The 21,887-nt window shown below is 75.6% G+C and carries 25 protein-coding genes and 1 tRNA gene; 7 read left to right on the forward strand and 19 right to left on the reverse strand.

Translation table 11 applies throughout. The annotated features are described in order from the left end of the window. The first annotated feature begins 56 nt into the window (after positions 1–56). The gene (locus HDA31_RS25345; protein ID WP_178063291.1) at positions 57–920 is read left to right on the forward strand and encodes an alpha/beta hydrolase; all 864 of its coding nucleotides are present in this window, start codon (positions 57–59) and stop codon (positions 918–920) included. Between the two features lie 310 nt (positions 921–1,230). On the opposite strand, the gene HDA31_RS25350 is transcribed toward HDA31_RS25345, so the two are convergent. The 6 genes from HDA31_RS25350 to HDA31_RS25375 all read right to left on the reverse strand — a co-directional run bounded on the left by HDA31_RS25350 (position 1,231) and on the right by HDA31_RS25375 (position 7,727). After that, positions 1,231–1,304: transfer RNA gene (locus tag HDA31_RS25350), tRNA-Ala, on the reverse strand. A 253-nt stretch (positions 1,305–1,557) separates the two neighbouring features. After that, positions 1,558–2,355, reverse strand: a complete 798-nt coding sequence (gene sepX / locus HDA31_RS25355) for a divisome protein SepX/GlpR (RefSeq protein WP_178063290.1) — start codon at positions 2,353–2,355, stop codon at positions 1,558–1,560. A 179-nt stretch (positions 2,356–2,534) separates the two neighbouring features. Next, a complete protein-coding gene (locus tag HDA31_RS25360; protein ID WP_376701468.1) occupies positions 2,535–3,143 on the reverse strand; it encodes a GNAT family N-acetyltransferase in 609 nt (202 codons plus the stop codon). Between the two features lie 94 nt (positions 3,144–3,237). Continuing rightward, entirely contained in the window at positions 3,238–4,551 is a 1,314-nt protein-coding gene (locus HDA31_RS25365; protein WP_074477083.1) for a molybdopterin molybdotransferase MoeA, read from the reverse strand. Continuing rightward, entirely contained in the window at positions 4,548–5,549 is a 1,002-nt protein-coding gene (locus tag HDA31_RS25370; RefSeq protein ID WP_074477082.1) for a UTP--glucose-1-phosphate uridylyltransferase, read from the reverse strand. The genes HDA31_RS25365 and HDA31_RS25370 overlap by 4 nt, the downstream gene beginning before the upstream one ends. Before the next feature lie 9 nt (positions 5,550–5,558). Then, positions 5,559–7,727 carry a GGDEF domain-containing protein gene (locus HDA31_RS25375; RefSeq protein ID WP_178063289.1) on the reverse strand — a complete coding sequence of 723 codons (2,169 nt, stop codon included), beginning with the start codon at positions 7,725–7,727 and terminating at the stop codon, positions 5,559–5,561. 83 nt (positions 7,728–7,810) lie between these two features. On the opposite strand from HDA31_RS25375, the gene HDA31_RS25380 reads away from it, so the two are divergent. The 3 genes from HDA31_RS25380 (at position 7,811) to HDA31_RS25390 (ending at position 9,703) form a co-directional block, all read left to right on the forward strand. Then, positions 7,811–8,497, forward strand: coding sequence for a 5-formyltetrahydrofolate cyclo-ligase (locus HDA31_RS25380; protein ID WP_246384374.1), 687 nt, complete (start codon positions 7,811–7,813; stop codon positions 8,495–8,497). An 18-nt stretch (positions 8,498–8,515) separates the two neighbouring features. Next, positions 8,516–8,953 (forward strand): FmdB family zinc ribbon protein, encoded by a 438-nt coding sequence (locus tag HDA31_RS25385; RefSeq protein ID WP_246384371.1) that lies wholly within the window; start codon positions 8,516–8,518, stop codon positions 8,951–8,953. Positions 8,954–9,187: 234 nt separating this feature from the next. Next, the gene (locus tag HDA31_RS25390) at positions 9,188–9,703 is read left to right on the forward strand and encodes a flagellar biosynthesis protein FlgA (protein WP_178063288.1); all 516 of its coding nucleotides are present in this window, start codon (positions 9,188–9,190) and stop codon (positions 9,701–9,703) included. 147 nt (positions 9,704–9,850) lie between these two features. Here the strand turns inward: HDA31_RS25390 and HDA31_RS25395 are convergent, their stop codons facing one another. Then, positions 9,851–10,036: a hypothetical protein gene (locus HDA31_RS25395; protein WP_074477079.1), complete on the reverse strand. Its 186-nt coding sequence runs from the start codon at positions 10,034–10,036 to the stop codon at positions 9,851–9,853. Between the two features lie 66 nt (positions 10,037–10,102). Here HDA31_RS25395 and HDA31_RS25400 point away from each other — a divergent pair, with 66 nt between their 5' ends. Then, entirely contained in the window at positions 10,103–10,444 is a 342-nt protein-coding gene (locus HDA31_RS25400; protein ID WP_178063287.1) for a hypothetical protein, read from the forward strand. 88 nt (positions 10,445–10,532) lie between these two features. On the opposite strand, the gene HDA31_RS25405 is transcribed toward HDA31_RS25400, so the two are convergent. Further along, complete coding sequence (locus HDA31_RS25405; protein WP_178067093.1) at positions 10,533–11,015, reverse strand: DUF2231 domain-containing protein; 483 nt, start codon at positions 11,013–11,015, stop codon at positions 10,533–10,535. A gap of 130 nt (positions 11,016–11,145) precedes the next feature. Between HDA31_RS25405 and HDA31_RS25410 the strand changes: the two genes are divergently transcribed. Then, a complete protein-coding gene (locus HDA31_RS25410) occupies positions 11,146–11,574 on the forward strand; it encodes a Fur family transcriptional regulator (protein ID WP_074477077.1) in 429 nt (142 codons plus the stop codon). A gap of 54 nt (positions 11,575–11,628) precedes the next feature. Then, positions 11,629–12,480, forward strand: coding sequence for an oxygenase MpaB family protein (locus HDA31_RS25415; RefSeq protein ID WP_178063286.1), 852 nt, complete (start codon positions 11,629–11,631; stop codon positions 12,478–12,480). Positions 12,481–12,618: 138 nt separating this feature from the next. On the opposite strand, the gene HDA31_RS25420 is transcribed toward HDA31_RS25415, so the two are convergent. From HDA31_RS25420 to HDA31_RS25470, 11 genes are all read right to left on the reverse strand, one after another. Beyond that, entirely contained in the window at positions 12,619–13,440 is an 822-nt protein-coding gene (locus tag HDA31_RS25420) for a RecB family exonuclease (protein ID WP_178067092.1), read from the reverse strand. Between the two features lie 224 nt (positions 13,441–13,664). Further along, positions 13,665–14,279 (reverse strand): MarC family protein, encoded by a 615-nt coding sequence (locus tag HDA31_RS25425; RefSeq protein ID WP_178063285.1) that lies wholly within the window; start codon positions 14,277–14,279, stop codon positions 13,665–13,667. A gap of 32 nt (positions 14,280–14,311) precedes the next feature. Then, complete coding sequence (locus HDA31_RS25430; protein ID WP_178063284.1) at positions 14,312–15,193, reverse strand: PHP domain-containing protein; 882 nt, start codon at positions 15,191–15,193, stop codon at positions 14,312–14,314. 119 nt (positions 15,194–15,312) lie between these two features. Next, positions 15,313–16,596 carry a hypothetical protein gene (locus HDA31_RS25435; protein WP_246384368.1) on the reverse strand — a complete coding sequence of 428 codons (1,284 nt, stop codon included), beginning with the start codon at positions 16,594–16,596 and terminating at the stop codon, positions 15,313–15,315. A 5-nt stretch (positions 16,597–16,601) separates the two neighbouring features. After that, positions 16,602–17,435, reverse strand: a complete 834-nt coding sequence (locus tag HDA31_RS25440; RefSeq protein WP_178063283.1) for a SigE family RNA polymerase sigma factor — start codon at positions 17,433–17,435, stop codon at positions 16,602–16,604. 106 nt (positions 17,436–17,541) lie between these two features. Continuing rightward, positions 17,542–18,420 carry a PH domain-containing protein gene (locus HDA31_RS25445; protein WP_178063282.1) on the reverse strand — a complete coding sequence of 293 codons (879 nt, stop codon included), beginning with the start codon at positions 18,418–18,420 and terminating at the stop codon, positions 17,542–17,544. A 6-nt stretch (positions 18,421–18,426) separates the two neighbouring features. Next, a complete protein-coding gene (locus HDA31_RS25450) occupies positions 18,427–18,585 on the reverse strand; it encodes a hypothetical protein (RefSeq protein WP_165878125.1) in 159 nt (52 codons plus the stop codon). Between the two features lie 134 nt (positions 18,586–18,719). Further along, positions 18,720–19,415 (reverse strand): DUF6758 family protein, encoded by a 696-nt coding sequence (locus HDA31_RS25455; protein WP_311774373.1) that lies wholly within the window; start codon positions 19,413–19,415, stop codon positions 18,720–18,722. Positions 19,416–19,691: 276 nt separating this feature from the next. Then, a complete protein-coding gene (locus tag HDA31_RS25460) occupies positions 19,692–20,315 on the reverse strand; it encodes a TrmH family RNA methyltransferase (protein ID WP_178063281.1) in 624 nt (207 codons plus the stop codon). A gap of 77 nt (positions 20,316–20,392) precedes the next feature. After that, complete coding sequence (locus HDA31_RS25465) at positions 20,393–20,896, reverse strand: hypothetical protein (RefSeq protein ID WP_178063280.1); 504 nt, start codon at positions 20,894–20,896, stop codon at positions 20,393–20,395. A gap of 91 nt (positions 20,897–20,987) precedes the next feature. Next, positions 20,988–21,503, reverse strand: coding sequence for a MaoC family dehydratase (locus tag HDA31_RS25470; RefSeq protein WP_178063279.1), 516 nt, complete (start codon positions 21,501–21,503; stop codon positions 20,988–20,990). Positions 21,504–21,887 lie beyond the last annotated feature (384 nt).

Consider the following 21,887-nt stretch of genomic DNA (forward strand, 5'->3'; position numbering starts at 1 on the left):
CTGCTCATCCGAACCTCGCACAGTTGTCGGCGACCCCGAGAGAAGGTGTGAGAAACATGAAGTTCGACCACGTACGCGTCCCCGTCGCCGACGGCGTGGAGCTCCACACCGCGGTGGCCGGCTCCGGCAGCCCGATCGTCCTGCTGCACGGCTTCCCGCAGACCCACCTGATGTGGCGGCACGTCGCCGCCGACCTGGCCGCGGAGCACACCGTGATCTGCCCGGACCTGCGCGGCTACGGCGCCAGCGACAAGCCGGCCGAGGCCGGCCCGGACACCTACTCCAAGCGGACCATGGGCACGGACGTGGTGGCTCTCGCGAAGGCGCTGGGCCACGACCGGTTCGCCCTGGCCGGGCACGACCGGGGTGCGCTGGTCGCGATCCGCACCGGGCTCGACCACCCGGAACACGTCACGCACCTGGCGTCGCTGGACGTGCTGCCGACGCTGGACATGTGGAACGTCATGCACGGGGTCAGCGCCCAGGTCGGCTTCCACCTCTACCTGATGGCCCAGCCGCCCGGCCTGCCCGAGAAGATGATCGCCGGGGCCTCCGACGACTTCTTCGGCCACTTCCTCGACCTGTGGACCAACGACCCGCAGGCCATCCCCGCCGACATCCGCCGCGCCTACCTCGACGCCGCCCGCGCCGCCATTCCGTCGATCGTCGCCGACTACCGGGCCTCGGCCGGCATCGACGTCGAACACGACCGGGCCGACCGCGACGCCGGTCGCACCCTGGCCATGCCGGTCACCGTGCTCCAGCAGGACTGGGGGGCCGTGCTCGGCTTCGACGCCGCCGGGCTGTGGAAGGCATGGGCCCCGGACCTCCACCACGTCCCGGTCACGTGTGGTCATTTCATGGCCGAGGAGGCTCCCGGCGTGGTCGCCGGGGAGATCCGCGCGCTGCTGACCCGCTGAGCGAGCGCCTCGGGCCTGCGGACCAGGTCCTCGAATACGCCACCCCGCCCGGAGAACCGGCATCGATGGCGCTGCCCGGTACGGTGGTTTCCGTGAGTATGTGGCAGCGCAAGGAGTCCGAGGAGCCGGCCGTCCGTCCCGTGAAGACGGAACTACTGGAAGGCTGGACGTACCACATCCACGCCCAACCAGCGAAACCAACCGACCGGGGACAGTCCCCCCTTCCTTACCGCCGATCAGCAATAGCCTTGCTGCTGCACAAAACCGAAAAAGGCCGTCTCCCAGACTGGGAAACGGCCTTTGAACTGGGTGGAGCTGAGGGGATTTGAACCCCTGACCCCCTCGATGCGAACGAGGTGCGCTACCGGTCTGCGCCACAGCCCCTCCGCCGGCGAACCGGCTTCGGTCCCACCTGGCTTGCACCAGGCGGGCCGGCGACAAGACTAACAGCACACCCGCCCGCCATGCGAATCCGCCCCGCCCGCCCGGCCCGTGCCTGCTCACGGGCCGGTCGACGCTCACCATGTCGGCGACATGGCGGCATCCCGACCCCTTGTACCCCGCCATGTCGCCGACATGGAGTCGATCAAGCCGGGCCGGGCGAGTCGATCAAGCCGGGCCCGGCGGGAGAGGCCGGTCAGGCCGAGTGGGAGGTGCGGCCCGACTGGTACGGGCGGCCCCGCAGCCCCCCAGCCCGCCGGTACGACACCGAGCCGCCGCCGCTGGCCGCCGGTGGCAGGTCGGCGGGCCGGTCCAGGCCCATCGCCGTACGGCGGACCGCCTCACGCTGGGCCGCCAGGCGGCGCTGGGCCTCCCGGCGGGCCGCCGCCCGGCGGGCCTGCTCCCGGCGCACCTCGGCCTGCCGGGCGGCCAGCCAGGCGGCCTCCCGCGCGTGGGCGCGTCGGCGGCGGCGCTCGGCGAGGGCCCGCTTGCGCAGGTGCACCACGTACGTCACCAGGAGGGTGGCCGTGACGGAGAAGCCGATCCAGAAGCCGGGGCCGACCACGGCCACCCCGATCAGCTCGACGACGTTGAGCAGCAGCAGGGCGGCGAGCACCCGCCGCCTGCGGTAGATCGCCGGGGTGTGCGGCCGGCGACGGGGCGCGGCCCGTCGACGGGACTTCGCGGCCGGCGGCACGGCGCGCAGCCGGCCGCGTCGCCGCGCCGGTGCGGGCGGGGCGGACACGGGAGCGGAGAGACCACCCGTGTTCACATCCTCGCTCAAGGTGACAACGAGAGATCGGGAGGGGTTGACCGGCCGGCGTCCGGGGACAGTGCGTCGCCGCCGGCGGCGCTGGAGCACCCGCGCCGTCGACTGCGCCCGCTCCGCCACCAGCCGCTCGGTGGCGTCGTACCGGCGAACCAGCGCCGGCGCGAGGGCGAGCAGACCGGCGGCGGCGAGGACGGCGAGGAGCACCGAGGTCGGCACCCTCACCCCTCCCGTCACCAGGTTCGGGGCAACCGCCGTACGGCCGCAGAATCTTCGACTGGCACCGTCCCGGGCGGTCGAAGATGCGGTCGGGCAGCGCTTGCCGCAGCTTGCAGTTACTTGAGGTTACGGGCCGCCGACCACGTTGATTGTGCGCCGCGCCGATCAGGCGGGGGTGGGACGGTTCACCCCGCGGCGGCGCGCAGCCGGTGCCAGCGGGCCAGCAGGCCGCCCTCGGCGGCGACTTCCTCGCTGGTCATGGCGTATCCGATGTGATCGCGCCACGCACCGTCGATATGCATGTATCGCACGTGGTACGACTCCTCGCGGAAGCCGAGCTTCTCCACCACCCGGCGGGACGGCTTGTTCTCCGGCCGGATGTTCACCTCGATCCGGTGCAGCCCGCCGGGGCCGAACGCGTGGTCCACGGCGAGCGCCAGCGCGGTGGGGATGACGCCCCGCCCGGCCACCCGGGAGTCCACCCAGTATCCGACGTACGCCGAGCAGAACGCCCGCCGGACGATGCTGCCGACGTTGAGGTGCCCGACCAGCCGCTCCCCGCCGTGCTCACGCAGGCAGACCGCGAACGGCATCCCCTCGCCGGTGCGCGCCGAGCGGCGCTGGTCCTTGTGGACCCAGCGGAACGCCGCCGGAGAGTTCAGCTCGTCCCAGTTGCCGGGCAGCGCCGACTCCCACGGGGCCAGCCAGGCCCGGTTGGCACGGCGCACCTCCGACCAGGCCGCCGCGTCCGAGCGTCGGTAGGGCCGCAGCAGCACGGGGCCGTCCGCGAGCACCACCGGCCACCCCGGCGACCGCCCCGACCACAAAGAGCTCACCGGGCCAGCCTTCCGCTCGCGACTGCGGGGCTCGCAAGCTCACTCCTCGCGCTCACCGGCGCCGGTCCAGCAGGAGGACGTCCACGGTGGAGCCGGCGGCGGCCGTGGTGACGCGCTCGCCGAGCACCATCAGCCCGTTGGCCTCGGCCAGGCCGGACAGGGTGAACTTCCCGCCCGGCAGCGGCTGGACGGTGTAGCCGCCGCCGCGCCGCTCGGCGACGTGCGCGGGGCGGAACTCGCGCAGCCCGCCCGGCGAGGTGATGGTCTCCAGCAGGTGCGCGCGCACGCTCGGCCGGAACACGGGCTCGGCCCCGGCCAACAGGTTGATGGCGGGCCGGGCCAGCACCTCGAAGCCGATCAGCGCCGCGCCGGGTTCACCGGGAAGACAGACCACCGGCACCTCCTCGGCGCCGACCGTACCGAATCCGAGGGCGGTGCCGGGATAGAGGGCCACCTCGGTGAAGGTGACCGGCCCAGCCCGGCCGCCCTCCCGGCGGGACAGGATGCGGCGCACCATGTCGCCGGGCCCGGTGCCGGTGCCGCCGGTGGTGATGATCAGATCGGCGCGCAGGGTCTGGTCCTCCAGCAGCCCGCGCAGCCCCTCCGGGTCGTCGTCGCAGATCCCCACCCGGTACGCCAGCGCGCCCACCTCGGCGGCGGCGGCGGTCAGGGCGTGCGAGTTCGCGTCCACCACCTGCCCGGGCTGGCTGCCCCGGCCCACGTCGACCAGCTCGTCGCCGGTGGCCACGATGACCACCCGGGGGCTGGGCCGCACCACCACGTGCCCGATGCCGGTGGCGGCGAAGACGGCGACCAGGGCCGGGGAGACGTACGTGCCGGCGCGGGCGAGCAGGGTGCCGGCCGGCAGCTCCTCACCGGCGCGGCGCACCCCGTACCCCCGCTTGGGGGTGCGGAAGATCTCCACGGCGGCCATGCCCTGATCGGTCCACTCCACGGGCACCACCACGTCGGCGGCGATCGGCAGCGGCGCGCCGGCGGCCACCGAGAAGCAGGCCCCCGGGGTGAGCCGCACCGGCCGCCAGCTCGCCGCGCCGAGGTCGCCGACCACGTTGAGCCGCACGGTGCGGGACCCGGGCGGGCCGGAGCGGTCGGCGTATCCGCCCGCCGCCCGGCCCGCGCCGGAGAGGTCGTCCCAACGCGCCGCGTACCCGTCGACGGCCGCCTGGTCGAAGGCCGGGTAGGAGTGCGGCGCGACGACGTCCTCGGCGAGGACGTTGCCGTGCGCCTGGGTCAGGTCGAGGTCGAGCGGGGGCAGCGCGCGTAACCTGCGCAGCACGCTGCCCAGGTAGTCGGCGAGCGGCGTCAACTCGTTCGCGGCCGCCTCGGCGTCGGCCGTCGCGGTCATGTATTAGGACCGCCCGACGAGTCGCGCATGCCGTTGAGGATCGCCTCGGTGACGGTCTCGTCGCCGTTGTTGACGAACTCGGCGAGCCACTTGCGGAACTCCGCGCCGAGGTCCTCGCGTTCGCAGGCGAGCTGCACCACCGTCTGGAGGTAGCCCAGCGGCATCCCCGTGTCGTAGCGGGTGCCCCGGTAGACGATCGCGTGCACCGGGACGCCCTCGGTGCGCAGCAGCTCCATCGCGTCGGTGAGCTGGATCTCGCCGCCGCTGCCCGGCTCGGTGCGCCGGATCGCGTCGAAGATGCGCCCCGGCAGCACGTACCGGCCGAGGACGGCGAGGTTGCTGGGGGCGTCCTCCGGCTTGGGCTTCTCGACCATGCCGGTGACCTTCACGACCTCGCCGATGTCGGTCAGCTCCGGCTCGGCGGGCGCGACGGAGGCGATGCCGTACCGCTTGGTCTCGGCCGGGTCGACCTCGAAGAAGGCCAGCACGATCCCGCCGGTGCGGGCCTGTAGCTCCAGCATCGCCGGCAGCAGCGGCTCGGACGGCTTGACGAACTCGTCGCCGAGCAGCACCGCGAAGGGCTGGTCGCCGACGTGCGACTCGGCGTAGCCGATGGCGTGGCCGAGGCCGAGCTGCTCCGGCTGCCGGCAGGTGTAGATCTCGGCGAGCTCGCTGGGGCGGCGCACCGCGGCCAGCCGCTCGGCGTCGCCCTTGGACTCCAGCCGGGCCTCCAGGTCGGGCCGGCGGTCGAAGTGGTCCACCATCGATGTCTTGCCGCGCCCGGTGATCAGCAGCACGTCGCCGATGCCCGCCTGGGTGGCCTCCTCGACGATGTACTGCAGGACCGGCCGGTCGACGACCGGCAGCAGCTCCTTGGGCACCGCCTTGGTGGCCGGCAGGAACCGGGTGGCCAGGCCGGCGGCCGGGATGACGGCCTTGACCGCGCGGGAACGACCGGTTGCGGTGGCCGCTGAGGGGTTCGCTGAGTGCTCCGACATGTCGCGAGACTATCGGCCAAGGCCGTGTTGCGACGGGTGAGGACCGGAAGACGCGCCGCCGGCGCGGGGCAGGCCGTCGGCCGGGCTGACCGAACCGGCCGGCACGGCCAGCTCCTCCACCGGCGGCCAGGGCCGTGCCTCGGCCAGCCGCCAGGTGTCCCGGCCCGCCGCCTTCGCCGCGTACAGGGCGTCGTCGGCCGCGTCGAGGACCTGCTGACCGGTGGAGGCGTGGTCCGGGTAGACGGCGATGCCGACGGAGACGGTCACCCGGATCCGGGCCCCGCCGCCCGACTCCACGGGGACGGGAGTCTCCCGGGTCGCCGTGCCGAGCCGCTCGGCGACGATCGCCGCGCCCCGCGCGTCGGTCTCCGGCAGCAGCACCACGAACTCCTCCCCGCCCCGGCGGAACGCCAGGTCCACCTCGCGGATCTCGCCCCGCACCCGGCGGGCGAACTCGACGAGCACCGCGTCCCCGGCGGCGTGCCCCCAGGTGTCGTTGACCTCCTTGAACCTGTCCAGGTCCAGGGCGAGGACGCTCAGCATCCGGCCGAACCGGCTGGCCCGCTCCACCTCGCGGCGGATCGACTCGCGCAGGTAGCGGTAGTTCCACAGCCCGGTCAGCGGGTCGGTCAACGACAGCCGCTGGGCCTCCTCGTGCACCCGCACGTTGTCCACCGCCACGGCCGCGTGCCCGGCGAAGGTCCGCAGGGTCTCCAGGTCGGCGTCGTCGAACTCGTCGCCGCCGAGCCGGTCGTAGAGGACCAGCACGCCGAGCGCCGCCGCCGGGCCGCCGGGCGCGCCCGGGTCCACCCCGGACCGGATGCCGGGGTCGGCCGGGCCGCCGGGGGCGGCGAAGGGCACCGCGACGTACGTCTCGCAGCGCGGCTCCCCGGCGGCCTCCGCCACCGGGTCGGCCCGCCCCCGGCGGGGCTGGCCGGTCGCGGCCACCGCGCCGACGATCCCGCCGCCGACGGGCACCCGCAGGCCGGCCGCGTCGGTGGCCTCCTGGTCCGCCCCGGCGTCGGGCGACCAGCGCCCGTCGAGCCCCTCGGCGCAGCGGCCGACCAGCACGCCGCCGTCGACCAGCAGCACCGCCCCGGCCCGTGCCCCGGTGGCCGCGATCGCGCTGTGCAGGATGACCCGCAGGATGCGTTGCAGGTCGTGGGTGCTGGCCAGGGTGTCGCCGAGCACGGCGAGGTGGCCGCGCAGCTGGTCCCGGCTGCTGGTGAGCGCCTGCACGTAGATGCCGGTCTCCCGGGTCATCCGGTTGAACGCGTCGGCCAGCCGGCCCAGCTCGTCGCGGCTGCGCACCGGCACCCGGGTGGCGAGGTCGCCGTGGGCCACCCGGTCCGCCGCGCCGGCCAGCTCCACCAGGGGGCGGGTGGTGACCCGGGCCAGCCGCCAGGCGACGGCCACCGCCAGCAGCCCGGCCAGCAGCACCGCGCCGACCAGTGCCGCGTACAGGTCGGGGGGCTGCTCGCTGGGCACGGAGAGCACCAGCGGCAGCGGTTGCCCCGGCGCGGGCGGGATCCGGCGGACGTAGCGGCCGTCGCCGGTGCCGGTGACCCGGCCGCCGGCGGCCCGGCGCGCCGCGGCGAGCACCCCGTCGCGTACGGCCGGGGCCTCGGTGGTGGCCGCGACCCCGACGGAGCCGGGCGCGCCGTCGAGGAGGGTGACCGCGACGCCGGTGACCGCCGCGAGCCGCCCGACGAGGCCGGGGTCGACCGGCTGCGCGGTGACCACCGCGCCCAGGTCGCCGCCGGCCCGGTCGCGCAGCGCGACCCGGGCGGCGAGCGCCGCGACCGGCCCGGCGGCCGGGTCGGCGGCGTCGCAGTCCCGCCAGGGGGCGGCCGGGGCGCCGGGGGTCACGTACGTCGGGACGCCGGCCACGTCGGTGACCAGCACGGCGGCGGCGAGGCCCCGGCCGACCACCTGCCCGGCCGTGCCCGCCCGCCCGGCGGCGTCGGGGGCCAGGGCGACCGCGTCGGCCGCCGCGCGCAGCTGCTGGCAGAGGGCGTCGACCGAGGTACGCACGGTCGCGGCGGCCAGGCCGAGCTGCTCGGCCGCCCGGTTGCGGTCGACGGTCGTCATGGTCAGGCCGACGAAGAACGCCCCGAGCAGGACGGGGCCCAGCACCACCGTGAGGAAGGCCGCCGTCAACCGCCCGCGTAGCGTCAACGCTCCCCCCGGAAGTTCCGCGCCCGATGTAGCGATGCTGACACAGTGCGACCGTGAGACAAACGTTGCGTCAGGAGTGTTGCGTGCCGGATTTTTCTGATGGAGCGGAAGTGGCCCACGAGGCCAAGCGGCGGGCCCGGATGGAGCTGCTCGCCCGCCGCCGCGCGCTGCCCGTCCCGGAGCGGGCGGCGGCCGCGGCGCGCGTCCGGGCCGCGCTGACCGATCTGGTGCGCCGGCTGCGCCCGGCCCGGGTCACCGCGTACGTCCCCGTCGGCTCGGAGCCGGGCGGGCCGGAGCTGCCCGAGGCGCTGCGCGCGGCGCTGCCGCCGGGCGGCGAGCTGCTGCTGCCGGTGCTCCGCGACGACCTCGACCTGGACTGGGCGGCGTACACCGGGCCGGGCTGCCTCGTCGCGGCCGGGCGGGGCCTGCGGAAGCCGACGGGTCCCCGGCTCGGCCGGGCGGCGATCGCCGACGCGCGGCTGGTGGTGGTGCCCGCCCTGGCCGTGGACCGGCGCGGGCGGCGGCTGGGGCGCGGCGGCGGCAGCTACGACCGGGCGCTCGCCCGCGTCGGCGCGGACGCCCTCACGGTGGCCCTGCTGCACGACGGCGAGCTGGTCGCGCGGCTGCCCGCCGAGCCGCACGATCGACCCGTCCGCGCGGTGGTGAGCCCCTCCGGCGGGCTGCGTACGCTGACGGGCGACTCCGTGTCGGTCCGGGCACTTCCGCTGGACGAACCCGGGTCCGATGACGCACCATTGGCACTCGAATGAGTCGAGTGCCAACCGGCCGTGCCAGATCCGGAGGAGACCGTGCCCACGTACCAGTACGCCTGCACCGAGTGCGGCCAGCAGCTCGAGGCGGTGCAGTCCTTCTCTGACGAGCCGCTGACCGAGTGCCCGGCGTGTGCGGGGCGGCTGCGCAAGGTTTTCAACTCCGTCGGCATCGTCTTCAAGGGCTCGGGCTTCTACCGCACCGACTCCCGCTCCGGCTCGGACGCGGCCAAGAACGGCGGCAAGCCGGCCGCCTCGGAGTCGTCCTCCGGCGGCGACTCCGGCTCGTCGAGCGCCTCGGGCGGCTCGTCCGCCGGCTCCTCGGCGTCGTCGGGCTCGTCCGGCTCCTCGGGTTCGCCGTCGGGCTCGTCCTCGGGGTCGTCCGGCTCCTCGGGCTCGTCGGGCTCGTCCTCGTCGAGCGGCACGGCCAAGGCCCCCGCCGCCAGCACCTCCTGACGACGGCAGCTCCGGCCACAGGAGATCCTGGAAGAAGAGGGCCCCTCCGGGGCCGGGATCTTCCACGGTTCACCTCGATTCCGGGCCTTAGCAGATCATCGGCCCCGGTGGGCGTTGTCCACAGGCGGCCCGGTTGTCCACAGGTTCCGCCCCCGGCCCGGCGGGACGGCCCCCGCGCGGCCTAGCCTGCTGCTCCCGGCACCGCCTGGCGCCGGGGGCGGGCGGGAGGGCCGGATGAGGAACGCCGGGGCGGACACCGGATCACTGCGGCCGCTGCGCCGCCCCCGGCTGCCGGGGCGGGCGACGCTGCTGCGCGCCGCGCTGGTCGCCGCCCTCCTCGGGCTCGCCGCGGCGGTCCTCCAGACCCCGGCCGGCTGCCCGCCGCCGGCCGGCGACCACTCCCCCGGCCCCGCCGCGCCACCGCCCGCCGAGGCGGCTTCCGACCCCGCCGCGCCGCCGGCCGCCCTGCCGCTGCCCGACGGGGCGGTCGGGGTGCCGATCCGGCTGGCCGAGCCGGCCGCGCTCGCGGTCGTCCGCCCGGGCGCCCGGGTTGACCTCCTCGCCGTGCCGGCCGGCCGGCAGGCCGGCGACGCCGACCTGCTGGCGCCCCGGGCGCTGGTGCTCGACGTGGTCGGTGCCGGCGCGACCGACGGCTCCTCGGCGCTCTACCTGGCGTTGCGGCCCGAGCAGGCGCACCGCGCCGTCGGGCTCCCCGAGGGCAGCCGCTTCGCGATCGTGGTGCGGGGGTGAGGCCCGCGCCGGCCCGGGCCTACAGGCGCGGCCGGCCGTCGGCTCCTGCCGCGGGGGCGGAACAACCGTCGACTCCTCCCGCAGGGCCGGACCAACCGTCGGCTCCTGCCGCGGGTGGGCCGGCCGGCGCGCCCGGTGCGGGGGCGCTCAGCTCCAGTGCGGCGGGCGCTCGGCGAGCAGCCAGTCGTCGTTGCCGCCCGACGTCTCGCCCCAGCCCCGGTCCGTGTCGTCGGCCGTCTGCTCGGGCAGCACCACGAAGTCCTCGCTCAGGTCGACGGCGCGGTCGTCGTCGCCGCGCGCCTGCGCCCCCGGGTCGATGCTCACGAGCGGCAAGACTACCCGGGTTCCGGCCCGCGTCCGACCGGCCACGCGGCCCGACGGTTGGTAGCGTCGGTCGGCGTGACCACGCCCAGCGGTGACCGCCCCGAGGACGACTACTGGCGTCGCCCGCCCGACGACGGCGCGACCGACGACCCGAAGCGCCCACCGGAGCCCGGCCCGGCCGGCGCCGACCCGTCGGCCGGATACGGCGGGCCGCCGCCCAGCACGCCACCGCCGCCCGGCTGGCGTCCCCCGTTGCACGTGCGGGCCGCCCCGCCCCGCCAGCTGCCGCCGCAGGACATGGCGGGGCTGGACGCGGTCGAGCAGCGCGCTCAGCACGTCACCTGGGTCGCCGGCGCGGTGGCCGGCGTGGTGCTGCTGGTCTTGCTCTGCCTGCTGTGCTCCAGGGCGTTCCGCTGACCGCGGCTCCCCCGCGCTCCGCTGACCGCGCGGTCGGCCCGGGGCAGCGGCCCGGCCACCCGCGCCGGCCGGCCCCGGCCGCGTCGGCTCAGAGCACCCGGCCCCAGGCCGCCTCGGCGCCGGAGTCGCCGGTGAGGAAGACGTAGACCAGCGAGGCCACGCCCAACGCGACCACCACGACCGTCAGCAGCAGGGGCACCCAGGACGGCAGCCGGGAGACCCGGTCGTCGTTGCGGGTCACCAGCAGCAGGGCGATGGCGGCCACGGCGAGCCCCACGGTGAACCAGAGCAGCGTCTCGGCGTACTCGGAGTGGTCGTGGATCTGCGCGAGCAGGGCCGGGTCGAAGCCCTTCTCCTCGAACGCCTCCTCCAGGGCCTCGCCCGTCTCGGTCGACACCCACGTGACGATCGGGGTCAGCACCGCGAGGCCCGCCACCGCCCAGCCCAGCCGGGGACGCCACCTCGGCACCAGCCCGTACGCGCTGGCCAGCAGCGCGAGCAGCGGCACGAACACCACCGCCGCGTGGATCACCAGGATGTGGCTTGGCAGCCCGTTGATCTCCCTGAACACCGACACCTCCGGCCGTGTACGTCATGATCCCCGCGGCGTCAGCGTACGCCGACTTCAGGCGCTGTGGCCCGGGCCACCCAGGTCAGCCGCTCGCTTGTCGCCCGGTGCGCCCCGTGCTGTCATTGAGTTCATGTCCGGTGGCGAGGAACTGCTGCGGTCGAGGGGCCTGCGGGTCACCCGGCCGCGCCTCGCCGTGCTCGACGTCCTCGCCGCCGGTGGCCACCTGGAGGTAGACGAGATCACCCGGCGGGTGCGGGAACGCCTCGACTCGGTCTCCACCCAGGCCGTCTACGACGTCCTCGGCGCGCTGTCCCGCGCCGGGCTGTCCCGCCGGATCGAGCCGGCCGGCAGCCCCGCCCGGTACGAGGCGCGGGCCGGCGACAACCACCACCATGTGGTGTGCCGGGGCTGCGGCGAGATCGCCGACATCGACTGCGCGGTCGGCGAGAAGCCCTGCCTCGACCCGGACACCGCACACGGCTTCGAGGTGGACGAGGCGGAGGTCACCTTCTGGGGGCTCTGCCCCACCTGCCAGGCCCGCCGCCGCGCCGACGACTGACAGCGCCGTCCCGGCCCGCCCGGGGATGCGGCCGGGCGTGGCACCCTTGGTCGGGTGGACTCCGATGACCTCGGCCTGTTCGGTCCGGGATCGGTCACGTGGAAGGTGCACGAGGAGCCGATCCTGATCGTCGCCGGCCTGCGCTCGCTCTACCTCCAGGCGCTGCACCCCCGGGCCATCGCCGGGGTGGCCCAGAACAGCAACTACCGCACCGACGCGTGGGGCCGGCTGGTCCGGACGGCCACCTACGTGGAAACCGCCGTCTACGGCACCACCGCCGAGGCCGAGGCCGCCGGGGACCGGCTGCGCCGCCTGCACGGCCGGATGCGGGCCACCGACCCGGACACCGGCCAGGAGTTCCGGATCGACGAGCCGGAGCTGCTGCGCTGGGTGCACGTCACCGAGGTCGAGTCGTTCCTCAGCACCGCCCGCCGGGCCGGGCTGCCGCTGACCGACGCCGAGGTCGACGGCTACTACACCGAGCAGCGCCGAGCGGCGGCCCTGGTGGGGCTCGACCCGGCGGACGTGCCCGGCACGGCGGCCGAGGTCGCGGACTACTACCGGCAGGTCCGGCCGGCCCTGCGGATGACCCGGGAGGCGGCGGAGACGGCCGTCTTCCTCACCGCCCCGCCCCTGCCGTGGAAGCTCAACCTGCCGGCCCGGGTCGGGATGAACCTCGGGCCGGCCCGGCTGGCATACTTCGGCGTCGCCGGCACCGCGTTCGCGCTGCTGCCGCCCTGGGCCCGCCGGCTGTACGGCGGCCTGGGGCTGCCGACCACCGAGCTGTCGGCCGACCTCACCGTCCGCGCCCTGCGGCTGGCGTTGGCGGCCCTGCCGCAGCGCTGGCGGGAGGGGCCGTTGCAGCAGGCAGCGAAGGAACGGGCCGCCCGCCTGGCCCCCCGCTGACCCGCACCGGCCGGGCGGGGCGGGGCGGGGCTGGGCATCATGTCGCCGACATGGGGGTATCCCACCGCTCTGATACCGCCATCAGCCCGACATGACGCGCCCGGGGCCAGCCCGGGCTAGGCCACAGGCCAGGCGGGGTCAGTCCCGGCGGTCCATGGCCGCCCAGGGGTCCTTGCCCGGCGTCTGCGCGCCCGCCGGGCAGGTGCGGCGGTAGTCGCACCAGCCGCAGCGCGGCCCCGGCTCGGCCGGGAAGGCGTCGTCCGGGTCGGACCCGTCGGCGACGGCCCGCTCGGCGGCCATGATGTCCCGCGCCGTCTCCTCGGCGCGGGTGACCTGCCGGGCCAGCGACTCGGTGGTGTGCTCGTGGGCCGCGATCGTGCCGGTGGGCAGGTGGTGCAGCTCGACCCGGCGGCACGGCCGGCGGAACACCCGCTCGGCGGCGTACGCGTAGAGGGCCAGCGCCTGCGAGCCGCGCGCGTCGTCGGCGTCCAGCCCCGTGCGGCCGGTCTTGTAGTCGACGATGACCAACTCCGGCCCGCTCGCGCCGGTGCGCAGGTCGATCCGGTCGGCGCGCCCGTTGAACGCCAGCACCGCCGTCCTGACCGCCACCACCCGCTCGACGCCGACCGGGTCGGCCTGCGGGTCCAGCGTCTCGACGTAGGACTCCAGCCAGGCCAGCGCCCGCCGGTACGCGTCGCGCTCCTGCTCGTCGTCGCGGAACCCGTCGCGCACCCAGGTGCCCCGCAGCAGCCCGGCCAGTGCCTCCGGGCGGCGACGGCCGACGGGCAGGGCATACCAGTTCTTCAGGGCGTTGTGCACGCTCGCGCCCAGCGAGTTGTGGGCCCACGGCGGGCCCTTCGGCGGCGCGGGCCGGTCCACGTACGAGTAGCGGTAGCGGCGGGGGCAGTCCGCGTACGCCCCGAGCTTGCTGGGGGTGCACACGAACAGCCGCTCCGGCATGCCGTCGAAGCCGAGCTGCTCGGGCTCGGCGGCCCGGCGGGACTGGGCGGGCTGGCCGGCGCGGGGGCGCGGGGCCCGGCCCGACCCGGCGGCGGGTCGGCCGGCGGGGCGGCCGGATGAGGAGGCTGGTCGCACCCCGCGATCCTGCCACCCGGATACGACAGCCGGCCCGACCCGGCCGGCGGGTCGCGCCGCCGGATCGGCCACGCCCACGGTGGCGCCGCTCAGGCCGCGTTTGCGTACTGGGTGACGAAGGCCGCGATGGCGTCGGCGATGAGCTGCACCGCGATCGCGGCGAGCAGCAGGCCGGCGATCCGGGTGAGCACCTCGATCCCGCCCGGCCGCAGGATCTTGACGATCCCGCCGGAGAAGCGCAGCACCACCCAGACGGTGAGCATCACCGCCACGATGGCCGCGGCGATGGCGCCGTAGTCGAGCGCCCGGTCGGCCTGCTGGACGAAGAGCATGGTCGCCACGATCGCGCCCGGCCCGGCCAGCAGCGGGGTGCCCAGCGGCACCAGGGCGATGTTCGAGGTGGCCTGCTGGGTGGGGTCGTCCGCCTTGCCGGTCAGCAGCTCCAGGGCGACGAGGATCAGCAGCAGCCCGCCGGCCGCCTGGAGCGCCGGCAGGTCGACGTGCAGGTACGCCAGCAACGTCTGCCCGGCCACGGCGAAGACCACGATCACCCCGAGCGCCAGGGCCACCGCCTGCCAGGCGGCCCGGTTGCGGTCCCGGGCGGACAGGGGGCCGGTGAGCGCGAGGAAGATCGGCATCATGCCCGGCGGGTCGACGATGACCAGCAGGGTCACGAAGACCTCACCGAAGAGCTTCAGATCCACCCGGAGAGGGTAGCCGCGCAGGTGGAGGCGGATCAGGCCGAAGCGACCGGGGTCACGCCGGTGGCCCCGGCCACGATCCGCCCGTACGCCTCGGGCGAGGTGGTGAACGCGCCGAGCCGGACGGTCTTGTGCGTGCCGTGGAAGTCCGACGAGCCGGTGACGAAGAGGCCCAGCTCGGCGGCGAGCGCCCGCACGTGCGCCCGCTCGGCCGGGGAATGGTCCTCGTGGTCGGCCTCCAGGCCGGCGAGCCCGGCCGCCGCCAGCGCGACGATCAGCTCGTCGGGCACGATTCGGCCGCGCCGGCTCGCCCGGGGGTGGGCGAAGACGGGCACGCCGCCCGCGGCGCGCACCAGCCGGACCGCCCGGAACACGTCGATGTCGTCCTTGGGCAGCCGGTACCGCTCGCCCAGCCAGTCCGGCCCGAACGCCTCGGTGGTGGTGGCCACCAGCCCGGCGCGGATGAGGGCCTGGGCGATGTGCGGGCGGCCCACCGTCCCGCCGGCCGCCCCGGCGAGGATCTCCGGCCAGCTCAGCTCGACGCCGTCGGCGCGCAGCAGCGCGACGATGCGCTCGCCGCGCGCCTCGCGGGCGGCCCGCACCCGGGCCAGCTCCGCGCCCAGCTCCGGCTCGTCCGGGTCGAAGAGGTACGCGAGCAGGTGCAGCGCCACCGGCGGGTCGGCCCCGTGCCACCGGCAGGAGAGCTCCGCGCCCCGGACCAGGGTGAGGCCGGGGGGCAGCGCGGCCACGGCGGACGCCCACCCGGCGGTGGTGTCGTGGTCGGTGATCGCCACGACGTCCAGGCCGGCGTCGGCGGCGGCCCGGACCAGCTCGGTCGGGGTGAGGGTGCCGTCGCTGGCCGTCGAGTGGGTGTGCAGGTCGATCCGGGCGGCGGCCGGCACCGGGGGCGGGGTCATCGTCCGACGCTACCGGTGCCGACGGCAGGTCAGGGTGCGGGGTCGACGCCCACGGCAGGTCAGAGCGGCGGGTCGACGCCCACGGCAGGTCGGAGTGCCGGATCGGTGCCGGCTGCCCGTCACGGTGCGGGGTCGGTGACGACGACCGGCCGGTCGGCCGGCTCGACGCCGGTCACCGGGCTGGCGACGGCCGGCTCCCCGGCGACCACGCGGTCGGGCCGCACCGGCACCAGCCCGCCCCGGGCGGCCACATACCAGGCGGCGCCGGCCGGCGTCCAGCACACCGCCCCGGCCAGCGTCGGGCCGGCAGGGCGGGCGACCGGGGTGCCGCCGAGGGTGGCGAGGTCGACCAGGAGCGCCCCGGTGCCGTCGGGCGAGCCGGTGCGGCCGTTCAACAGCAGCCAGCGGCCGTCGGCGGAGACCCCGCCGAGCCCGTCGGCGCTGAGGGTCGGCCCGCAGGCCGTGCGGATCGTCGCCAGCGCCCGGGCGGGGTCGAGCAGCGCCAGGCAGGGGCGTCGGGGCGTGCCGGCGGGGACCAGGCCGACGAGCCGGCCGTCCGGCAGCGCCCCGTGGACGGCGAGGACGTCGCGCCAGCCGTCGGTGGCGAGCCCGCCGGTGGCCGGATGCCAGAGCGCGTAACCGGGTCGGGCCGGGTCGCGGCGTACCAGAACGGAGTTGCCGGCGAAGCCGACCGGCACGGCCGCGCCGGTCGCCGTCGTGCCGGCGACGGCGACGAGCCGGTCGGCGACGATCCCGGCGAGGGAGATCCGGTCGCCGTCGCGCCAGGCGACCTGGCCGCCGTCGGGGGCGACGGCGATCGCCTCCGCGCCCGCCAGCAGCACCCGGGTGCTGCCGTCGGGGTGCACGGACAGCAGGGCCCGGCCGGCGACGGTGGGGGCGCCCACCACCAGCCAGCCGCCCTTGTCCGCTACGCGCTGCGCCCGGTCGGCGGCGACGACCCCGAGGGTGATGTTCGTGTTCCCGGCGGTGTAGAGGGTGCCGTCGACGATCAGGTCCACCGCGCCGCCGGCCGGCCCGAGGGCCGGTCGGGGCGATCCGGCCGACGGGCTCGACACCGGTTCCGGCACCGGCCAGGAGGAGCCGCGCGGGTCGCCGAGCACCACGGTCGGCGGGGTGGACTGGCCGGACTGCGGACTGAGCTGCACCATGCCGACGCTCACCAGCACCGTGGCCACGCCCGCCAGGGCGGTGCCGGTGAGGACCCGGCGGCGGCGGACCCGGGTGGCCCGCCGGATGGCCAGGCCGGCCGGGTCGACGGTGCCCGGCAGCGGCGCGGCGGCCTGCCGGGAGAAGGTCTCCCGGAGGGCGCGCTCCAACTCGTCCGCCGTCACGACTGTTGGACGCGCGGGAACGGGCGTCCGGTTGTCACCGGGACCGGTCACCCCGCTCACCTCCGCTCCGCGCCGACGGCCTCGGCCGGCGCCCCGAGCGGCGCGACGACGGCCTCGACGGCCACCGGGAGCGGCGCGCCGCCGGCCGGGGCGGGCCGGTGGCCGGGGCCGGCCGGGGCGGGCTCGGCGGGCGTCCCGGCCCGGGTGGGGCGCGGCACGGCGGGCACCGCCGCGGGGGCGGGACGGGGCGGGGCCGCCGGGGCGGGGCGGGCGGCGGGGTCGGCCTGCCGGGCGGGCCGGGAGCGGGCGGCGGCGGGCCGCGTCCGGGGGTCGGGCCGGTTGCCCGTCCGCCCGGCGGGCTGCGGCTCCGCTGCGGCGTCGGTCAGGTCGAGGGCGGCCTGCGCGCCCAGCCGTCGGCGCAGGGTGGCCAGCGCCCGGGAGGTCTGGCTCTTCACGGTGCCCGGGGAGATCTCCAGCAGCGCGGCGGTCTGGGCCTCCGACATGTCCTCGTAGAAGCGCAGCACCAGCACCGCCCGCTGCCGGCTGGGCAGCGCCCTGAGCTGCCGCCACAGCACGTCCCGGTCGAGCTGCTGCTCGATCTCGTCGACCCCGGCGCGTTCGGGCAGCACCTCGGTCGGCCGCTCACCGTGCCAGCGCCGCCGCCACCAGCTCGTCGACGTGTTGACCATGACGCGACGCGCGTACGGCTCGATCGCCTCGATGCCGCCGAGCCGCTTGCAGGCGAGGTAGGTCTTGGTCAGCGCGGTCTGGAGCAGGTCCTCGGCCGTGGCCCAGTCGCCGGTCAGCAGGTACGCGGTGCGCAGCAGCGCCCCGGAGCGGGCCGCGACGAACTCGCGGAACTCCTCCTCCAGCGGGTCTTTCGCGGCCACCGCTCACCTCCCGCACCCCCGTGCCTGCATGGCAGGTTGTCATGCCCGGGGCGGACCGGGCGACGGCGAAAGGTGCGGCGTTCCTCCGATGTTCGGACGGAAAGTTTCACGCCCCGTCGTCGGCCTTGGCCTCGTCCGCCTCCTTGCCCAGCCGGGCTTCGACCGCCTGCGGCTCGTACATCTCCTCGACGACGCGCAGGTAGAGCTCGTTCGGGTTGGGTAGATTCTTGATCTCGCGGAGCGCCTGGTCCTGGCCGGCGGACTCCAGCACGAACGTGCCGTAGTTGAGGGCGCGGCCGGTGGGACTCTGCTCGTATTTCATGTCGGTGACCCGGGCGAGGGGCATCATCGCCACCTTGCGGGTGACGATGCCGTTGACCACCATGACCCGCTTGTTGGTCAGGATGAACCGGTCGTACCACCAGTCGGCGACCTTCCAGGCCACCCAGCCCATCACGGCAAACCAGAGCAGCACCGCGATGGTGGTCAGCGCGCCCACGTCCCGCCCGGCGAGGAAGCCGGAGAGGTAGCCGAGGACGAAGGTCGCCCCGATGCCCACCAGGATCGGCGTGGTCAGGTGGATCCAGTGCCGCTTCCACTCGCCCCGGTAGCGCTCGGTGGGGAAGAGGTAGCGCGCCACCAGCGAGCTCGGCTCGTCCTCCAGCGGCAGGACCCGGCGGGGGCCGAGCGGCATGCCGGAGGCGTCGACCCGCAGCCCGGCGAGCTCCTCTTCGGAGATCTGCGGCGGCTGGTAGTCGGCCTCCGGGTCACGGACCCAGGCCCGGCCGGAACGCGCCTGGCCGCCGAAGGGACCGTCGCCGTAGCCGGCGTCGTCGGAGAATGGCGGACCGTCGGCGAAGCCCGGCCCCGGGCCTGGGCCCGGAATGTCGTCGGGCCTGACCCTGGGGATCGGCTCCGTGTCTCGGTCCCGGCGCTCCCGGTCGGGGTCGTCGGGGTCGAAAGGCGGACCGGAGGGGCTGCCCATCGGCGGTTAGGCGATGAGGCTGGTGAAGAAGTCGCCGAACCCCTGGGCGATGTCCATGATGCCGCCGCCGATCGACTTGAAGACGTCTGCGGCGGAATTTGGCCGGTACGCAACAAAGAAGATCAAGAATGCGATACCGGCCCAGGTGAGGACCTTCTTGACCATGGCGGGCCATCCTCTCGCGCGGCGCCGGGTCCATTTACCGCAGCGGCACCCAGAGTATCAGTTAGGTGTCGTACAGTGAATCTCTGCGTCCGCTCTCCGACAGAACGGGCAGACTCGCCAAGCCTCTCGGCTCGTCAGGCCTTCCCGTGCAGGTACGGAGACGGAGCGCCGTACACGAGCTCGGACGGCGTCCACTCTGTGAGGTCGTGCAACTCCACGTCCTCGGCGAGCAGATGTCCCGCGCTCGCCGGCCAGGCTATCGCATGAAGCCACAATCCCCGAGCCTCGCCGGCGTACGCGCTTCGATCCGTCGGAGAATTCACGAGCCACAGTGGAGTCGGGTGGCCGGCGACACGGATCCTGGCCTGCCCGACATGCCCCGGATGCCCGGGGCCGGGATCGTCCAGCGCCTCGGCGAGTTGCGGACCCGGGTCGGGGCCGGCCATGCCGGCGAACCGGGTGCCCAGCCCGACGCCCGGCTCCTCCGCCACGAACACCAGGTCGGCGGGGCCGCCGCCGAGCGGCTCGGGCCCGGCGAAGGCCACGGCGGTGGCCCGCACCCCGGCGCGCTCGTCCCCGGCGTACGCCACGCCGGTGAGGGTCCAGCCGGGCGGCAGCGGCCACGGGCACCAGACCGGCGTGGCGGGGCCGTCGGCGGGACCGGCGGCGGCGACCCGGCCCACGACGCTGGCCACGATCTCCGCTCCGATGTGCTCCGGCACGTGCAGCGGCGGCACGGGACCGCAGCGCGCGCAGCGCCACTCCGTGTGCATCAGGTCCGGCTCCCGGACGGATCCACCACACCTGGGGCAACTCACCGCGACACTCACGTTTCCACCGTCACCCCGGCTCGGCCCACAGTCAAGTGGAGCGGCCGAATCCCCCGGCGCGTCGCCACCCGCCGGCCGGCCCCGGTCCGGGGAGGACCGGCCCCGCCATGTCGCCGACACTGGGTGGTCCGGGAGCCCGGGACACCGCCATGTCGCCGACATGGCGGCGCGAACACGCGGACGGGGCGCGGTGGGACGCGGCAGGGCGGGCCGCGGCGGGGCACGGCGCGGTGGGATGCGGCGGGCGGGCCGCGGCAGGGCACGGCGCGGCGGACGTCAGGCGGGCGGCGGGCCGGCGTGGGCCCGGATCCAGGCGTGCATGGCGATGCCGCTGGCCACCCCGGCGTTGATCGACCGGGTCGAGCCGTACTGGGCGATGGAGAAGAGCTGGTCGCAGGCCGACCGGGCGGCCTCGGACAGCCCCGGCCCCTCCTGGCCGAACAGCAGCGCGCAGCGGCGGGGCAGGCTCGTCGTCTCCAACGGCCGGGAGCCGGGCAGGTTGTCGATGCCGACCACCGGCAGGCCCCGGTCCGCCGCCCAGGCGGCGAACTCCCCGATCGTCTCGTGGTGCCGGACGTGCTGGTACCGGTCGGTGACCATGGCGCCCCGCCGGTTCCACCGCCGCCGCCCCACGATGTGCACCTCGGCCGCCAGGAAGGCGTTGGCGTTGCGGACCACGGTGCCGATGTTGAGGTCGTGCTGCCAGTTCTCGATCGCCACGTGGAAGTCGTGCCGACGCCGGTCGAGGTCGGCCACCACGGCCTCCCGCCGCCAGTACCGGTACCGGTCCACGACGTTGCGCCGGTCGCCCTCGGCGAGCAGCTCCGGGTCGTAGCGCGGGTCGTCCGGGGGGTCGCCGGTCCACGGCCCCACGCCGACCTCAGGCTGATCACCGGTCACGATCTGGAGAGGGTACGGACCTCCCAGCCGCCCCGCGCCGCCGGGTGCGCCGGGGCCACTCGTCGGGTCGCTCGGGTTCAGCCCAGGTCGAGGGCCCCGCCCAGCCGGTCCAGGAACCGCCGGTCGGCCGGGGTCGCGGGCCCGCCCGCCGGGGCCCCGGCGGTGGCCCGGCGGACCCGGGCCGCGACCGACTGCACCCACTGCCGGTACGCGGCGGAGTCGGCGGGGTCGGCCCGCCGGCGCAGCACCCGGACCGTGGCCCGGCAGGCGGCCAGCACGTCGACCAGGTCGGTGAGCCGGTCCTCGGGGGCCGCCCCGTCGTGCCGGGCGTAGATGGCGGCGACCACGGCACGCACCAGGTCGCTGTCGGAGGCCCGCCCGGCGGCCACGGCGTCGAGGCCGGCCAGCCCGGCGGCGACGCCCCGGGGCGGGCCGCCGGGGGCGGGCTCGGCGGCGGCCACGAGCACCCGGCCGGGCAGGCCGGTCAGCAGGTCCCACTCGGCGGCGGAGTAGGCGGCGGTGGTCAGCGGTGCGGCGCGGCGGCCGGCAGAGGACGGCTCTCCGGCGACGGAGTGGCTCATGGGCACCTCCGGCGCCAGCATATGACCCCGTACGGCCGGTCGGGGCCCTTCCCGCAACCGCGCGGCGCGGACCGCCGGCGGACGAACGGGGTCAGCGCGGCTCGGGGAAGCTCGGCCGCTCCGGGTCGACGCCCTCGGGCACGGTCGCGGCGGCGTACGCCTGCTTGGGGACCATCATCCGGCGGCGGAAGACGCAGACCATGGTGCCGTCCTGCTTGTAGCCGCGGGTCTCGACCGACACGACGCCCCGGTCGGGCTTCGAGGAGGACTCGCGCTTGTCCAGGACGGTGGTCTCGCCGTAGATGGTGTCGCCGTGGAAGGTCGGTGCGACGTGCCGCAGCGACTCGACCTCCAGGTTCGCGATGGCCTTGCCGCTGACGTCGGGCACGGACAGGCCGAGCAGCAGGGAGTAGACGTAGTTGCCGACCACCACGTTGCGGCCGAACTGGCTCGCCGACCCGGCGTAGTGCGCGTCGAGGTGCAGGGGGTGGTGGTTCATGGTGAGCAGGCAGAAGAGGTGGTCGTCGTACTCGGTGACGGTCTTGCCCGGCCAGTGCCGGTAGACCGCGCCGACCTCGAACTCCTCGTAGTAGCGGCCGAACTGCATCGGGGTCCCCTTCACGGGCGGGCGACGGAGTTCGGGCCAGCATGCCTTATCGAGGGTTAAGGCGAGGCCGGGGGCCGCCGGCGGCCGAGGAAATGTCACACCGGCCGCGCTCCCGGGGGGAGACGCAATGAGCGGCGGGGCCCTCCCCGGCACCCGCCGCCCACGCTCTGATGGGGAAGATTCTGCCCCACCGCGCGCCCCGGTCAACAGAGACCGGGGTCACATTTATCGTTTCGTAACAATACGAAGAGTAACGATCATGAAGTGTGGGAGCGATCACCGCAGGTCGAATCGTCGCTAGTCAGGCATCAGATCATCGAAGTTGATCAGCAATCGGGCCCCCCACCTGTGGAAACGCTCCCATCACGTCCCGTCACGCAAATG

Origin of the sequence: Micromonospora carbonacea (assembly GCF_014205165.1) — a bacterium.
Taxonomy (GTDB): Bacteria; Actinomycetota; Actinomycetes; order Mycobacteriales; family Micromonosporaceae; genus Micromonospora; species Micromonospora carbonacea.

Coding starts and splice junctions, on each gene's coding strand:
- HDA31_RS25470 (WP_178063279.1), bottom strand. CDS start 21,503: ATGCAGTTCGGCCGCTACTACGAGGAGTTCGAGGTCGGCGCGGTCTAC.
- HDA31_RS25445 (WP_178063282.1), bottom strand. CDS start 18,420: ATGGGCAGCCCCTCCGGTCCGCCTTTCGACCCCGACGACCCCGACCGG.
- HDA31_RS25450 (WP_165878125.1), bottom strand. CDS start 18,585: ATGGTCAAGAAGGTCCTCACCTGGGCCGGTATCGCATTCTTGATCTTC.
- HDA31_RS25465 (WP_178063280.1), bottom strand. CDS start 20,896: ATGAGCCACTCCGTCGCCGGAGAGCCGTCCTCTGCCGGCCGCCGCGCC.
- HDA31_RS25345 (WP_178063291.1), top strand. CDS start 57: ATGAAGTTCGACCACGTACGCGTCCCCGTCGCCGACGGCGTGGAGCTC.
- HDA31_RS25370 (WP_074477082.1), bottom strand. CDS start 5,549: ATGTCGGAGCACTCAGCGAACCCCTCAGCGGCCACCGCAACCGGTCGT.
- HDA31_RS25410 (WP_074477077.1), top strand. CDS start 11,146: ATGTCCGGTGGCGAGGAACTGCTGCGGTCGAGGGGCCTGCGGGTCACC.
- HDA31_RS25430 (WP_178063284.1), bottom strand. CDS start 15,193: ATGACCCCGCCCCCGGTGCCGGCCGCCGCCCGGATCGACCTGCACACC.
- HDA31_RS25390 (WP_178063288.1), top strand. CDS start 9,188: ATGAGGAACGCCGGGGCGGACACCGGATCACTGCGGCCGCTGCGCCGC.
- HDA31_RS25420 (WP_178067092.1), bottom strand. CDS start 13,440: ATGCCGGAGCGGCTGTTCGTGTGCACCCCCAGCAAGCTCGGGGCGTAC.
- HDA31_RS25365 (WP_074477083.1), bottom strand. CDS start 4,551: ATGACCGCGACGGCCGACGCCGAGGCGGCCGCGAACGAGTTGACGCCG.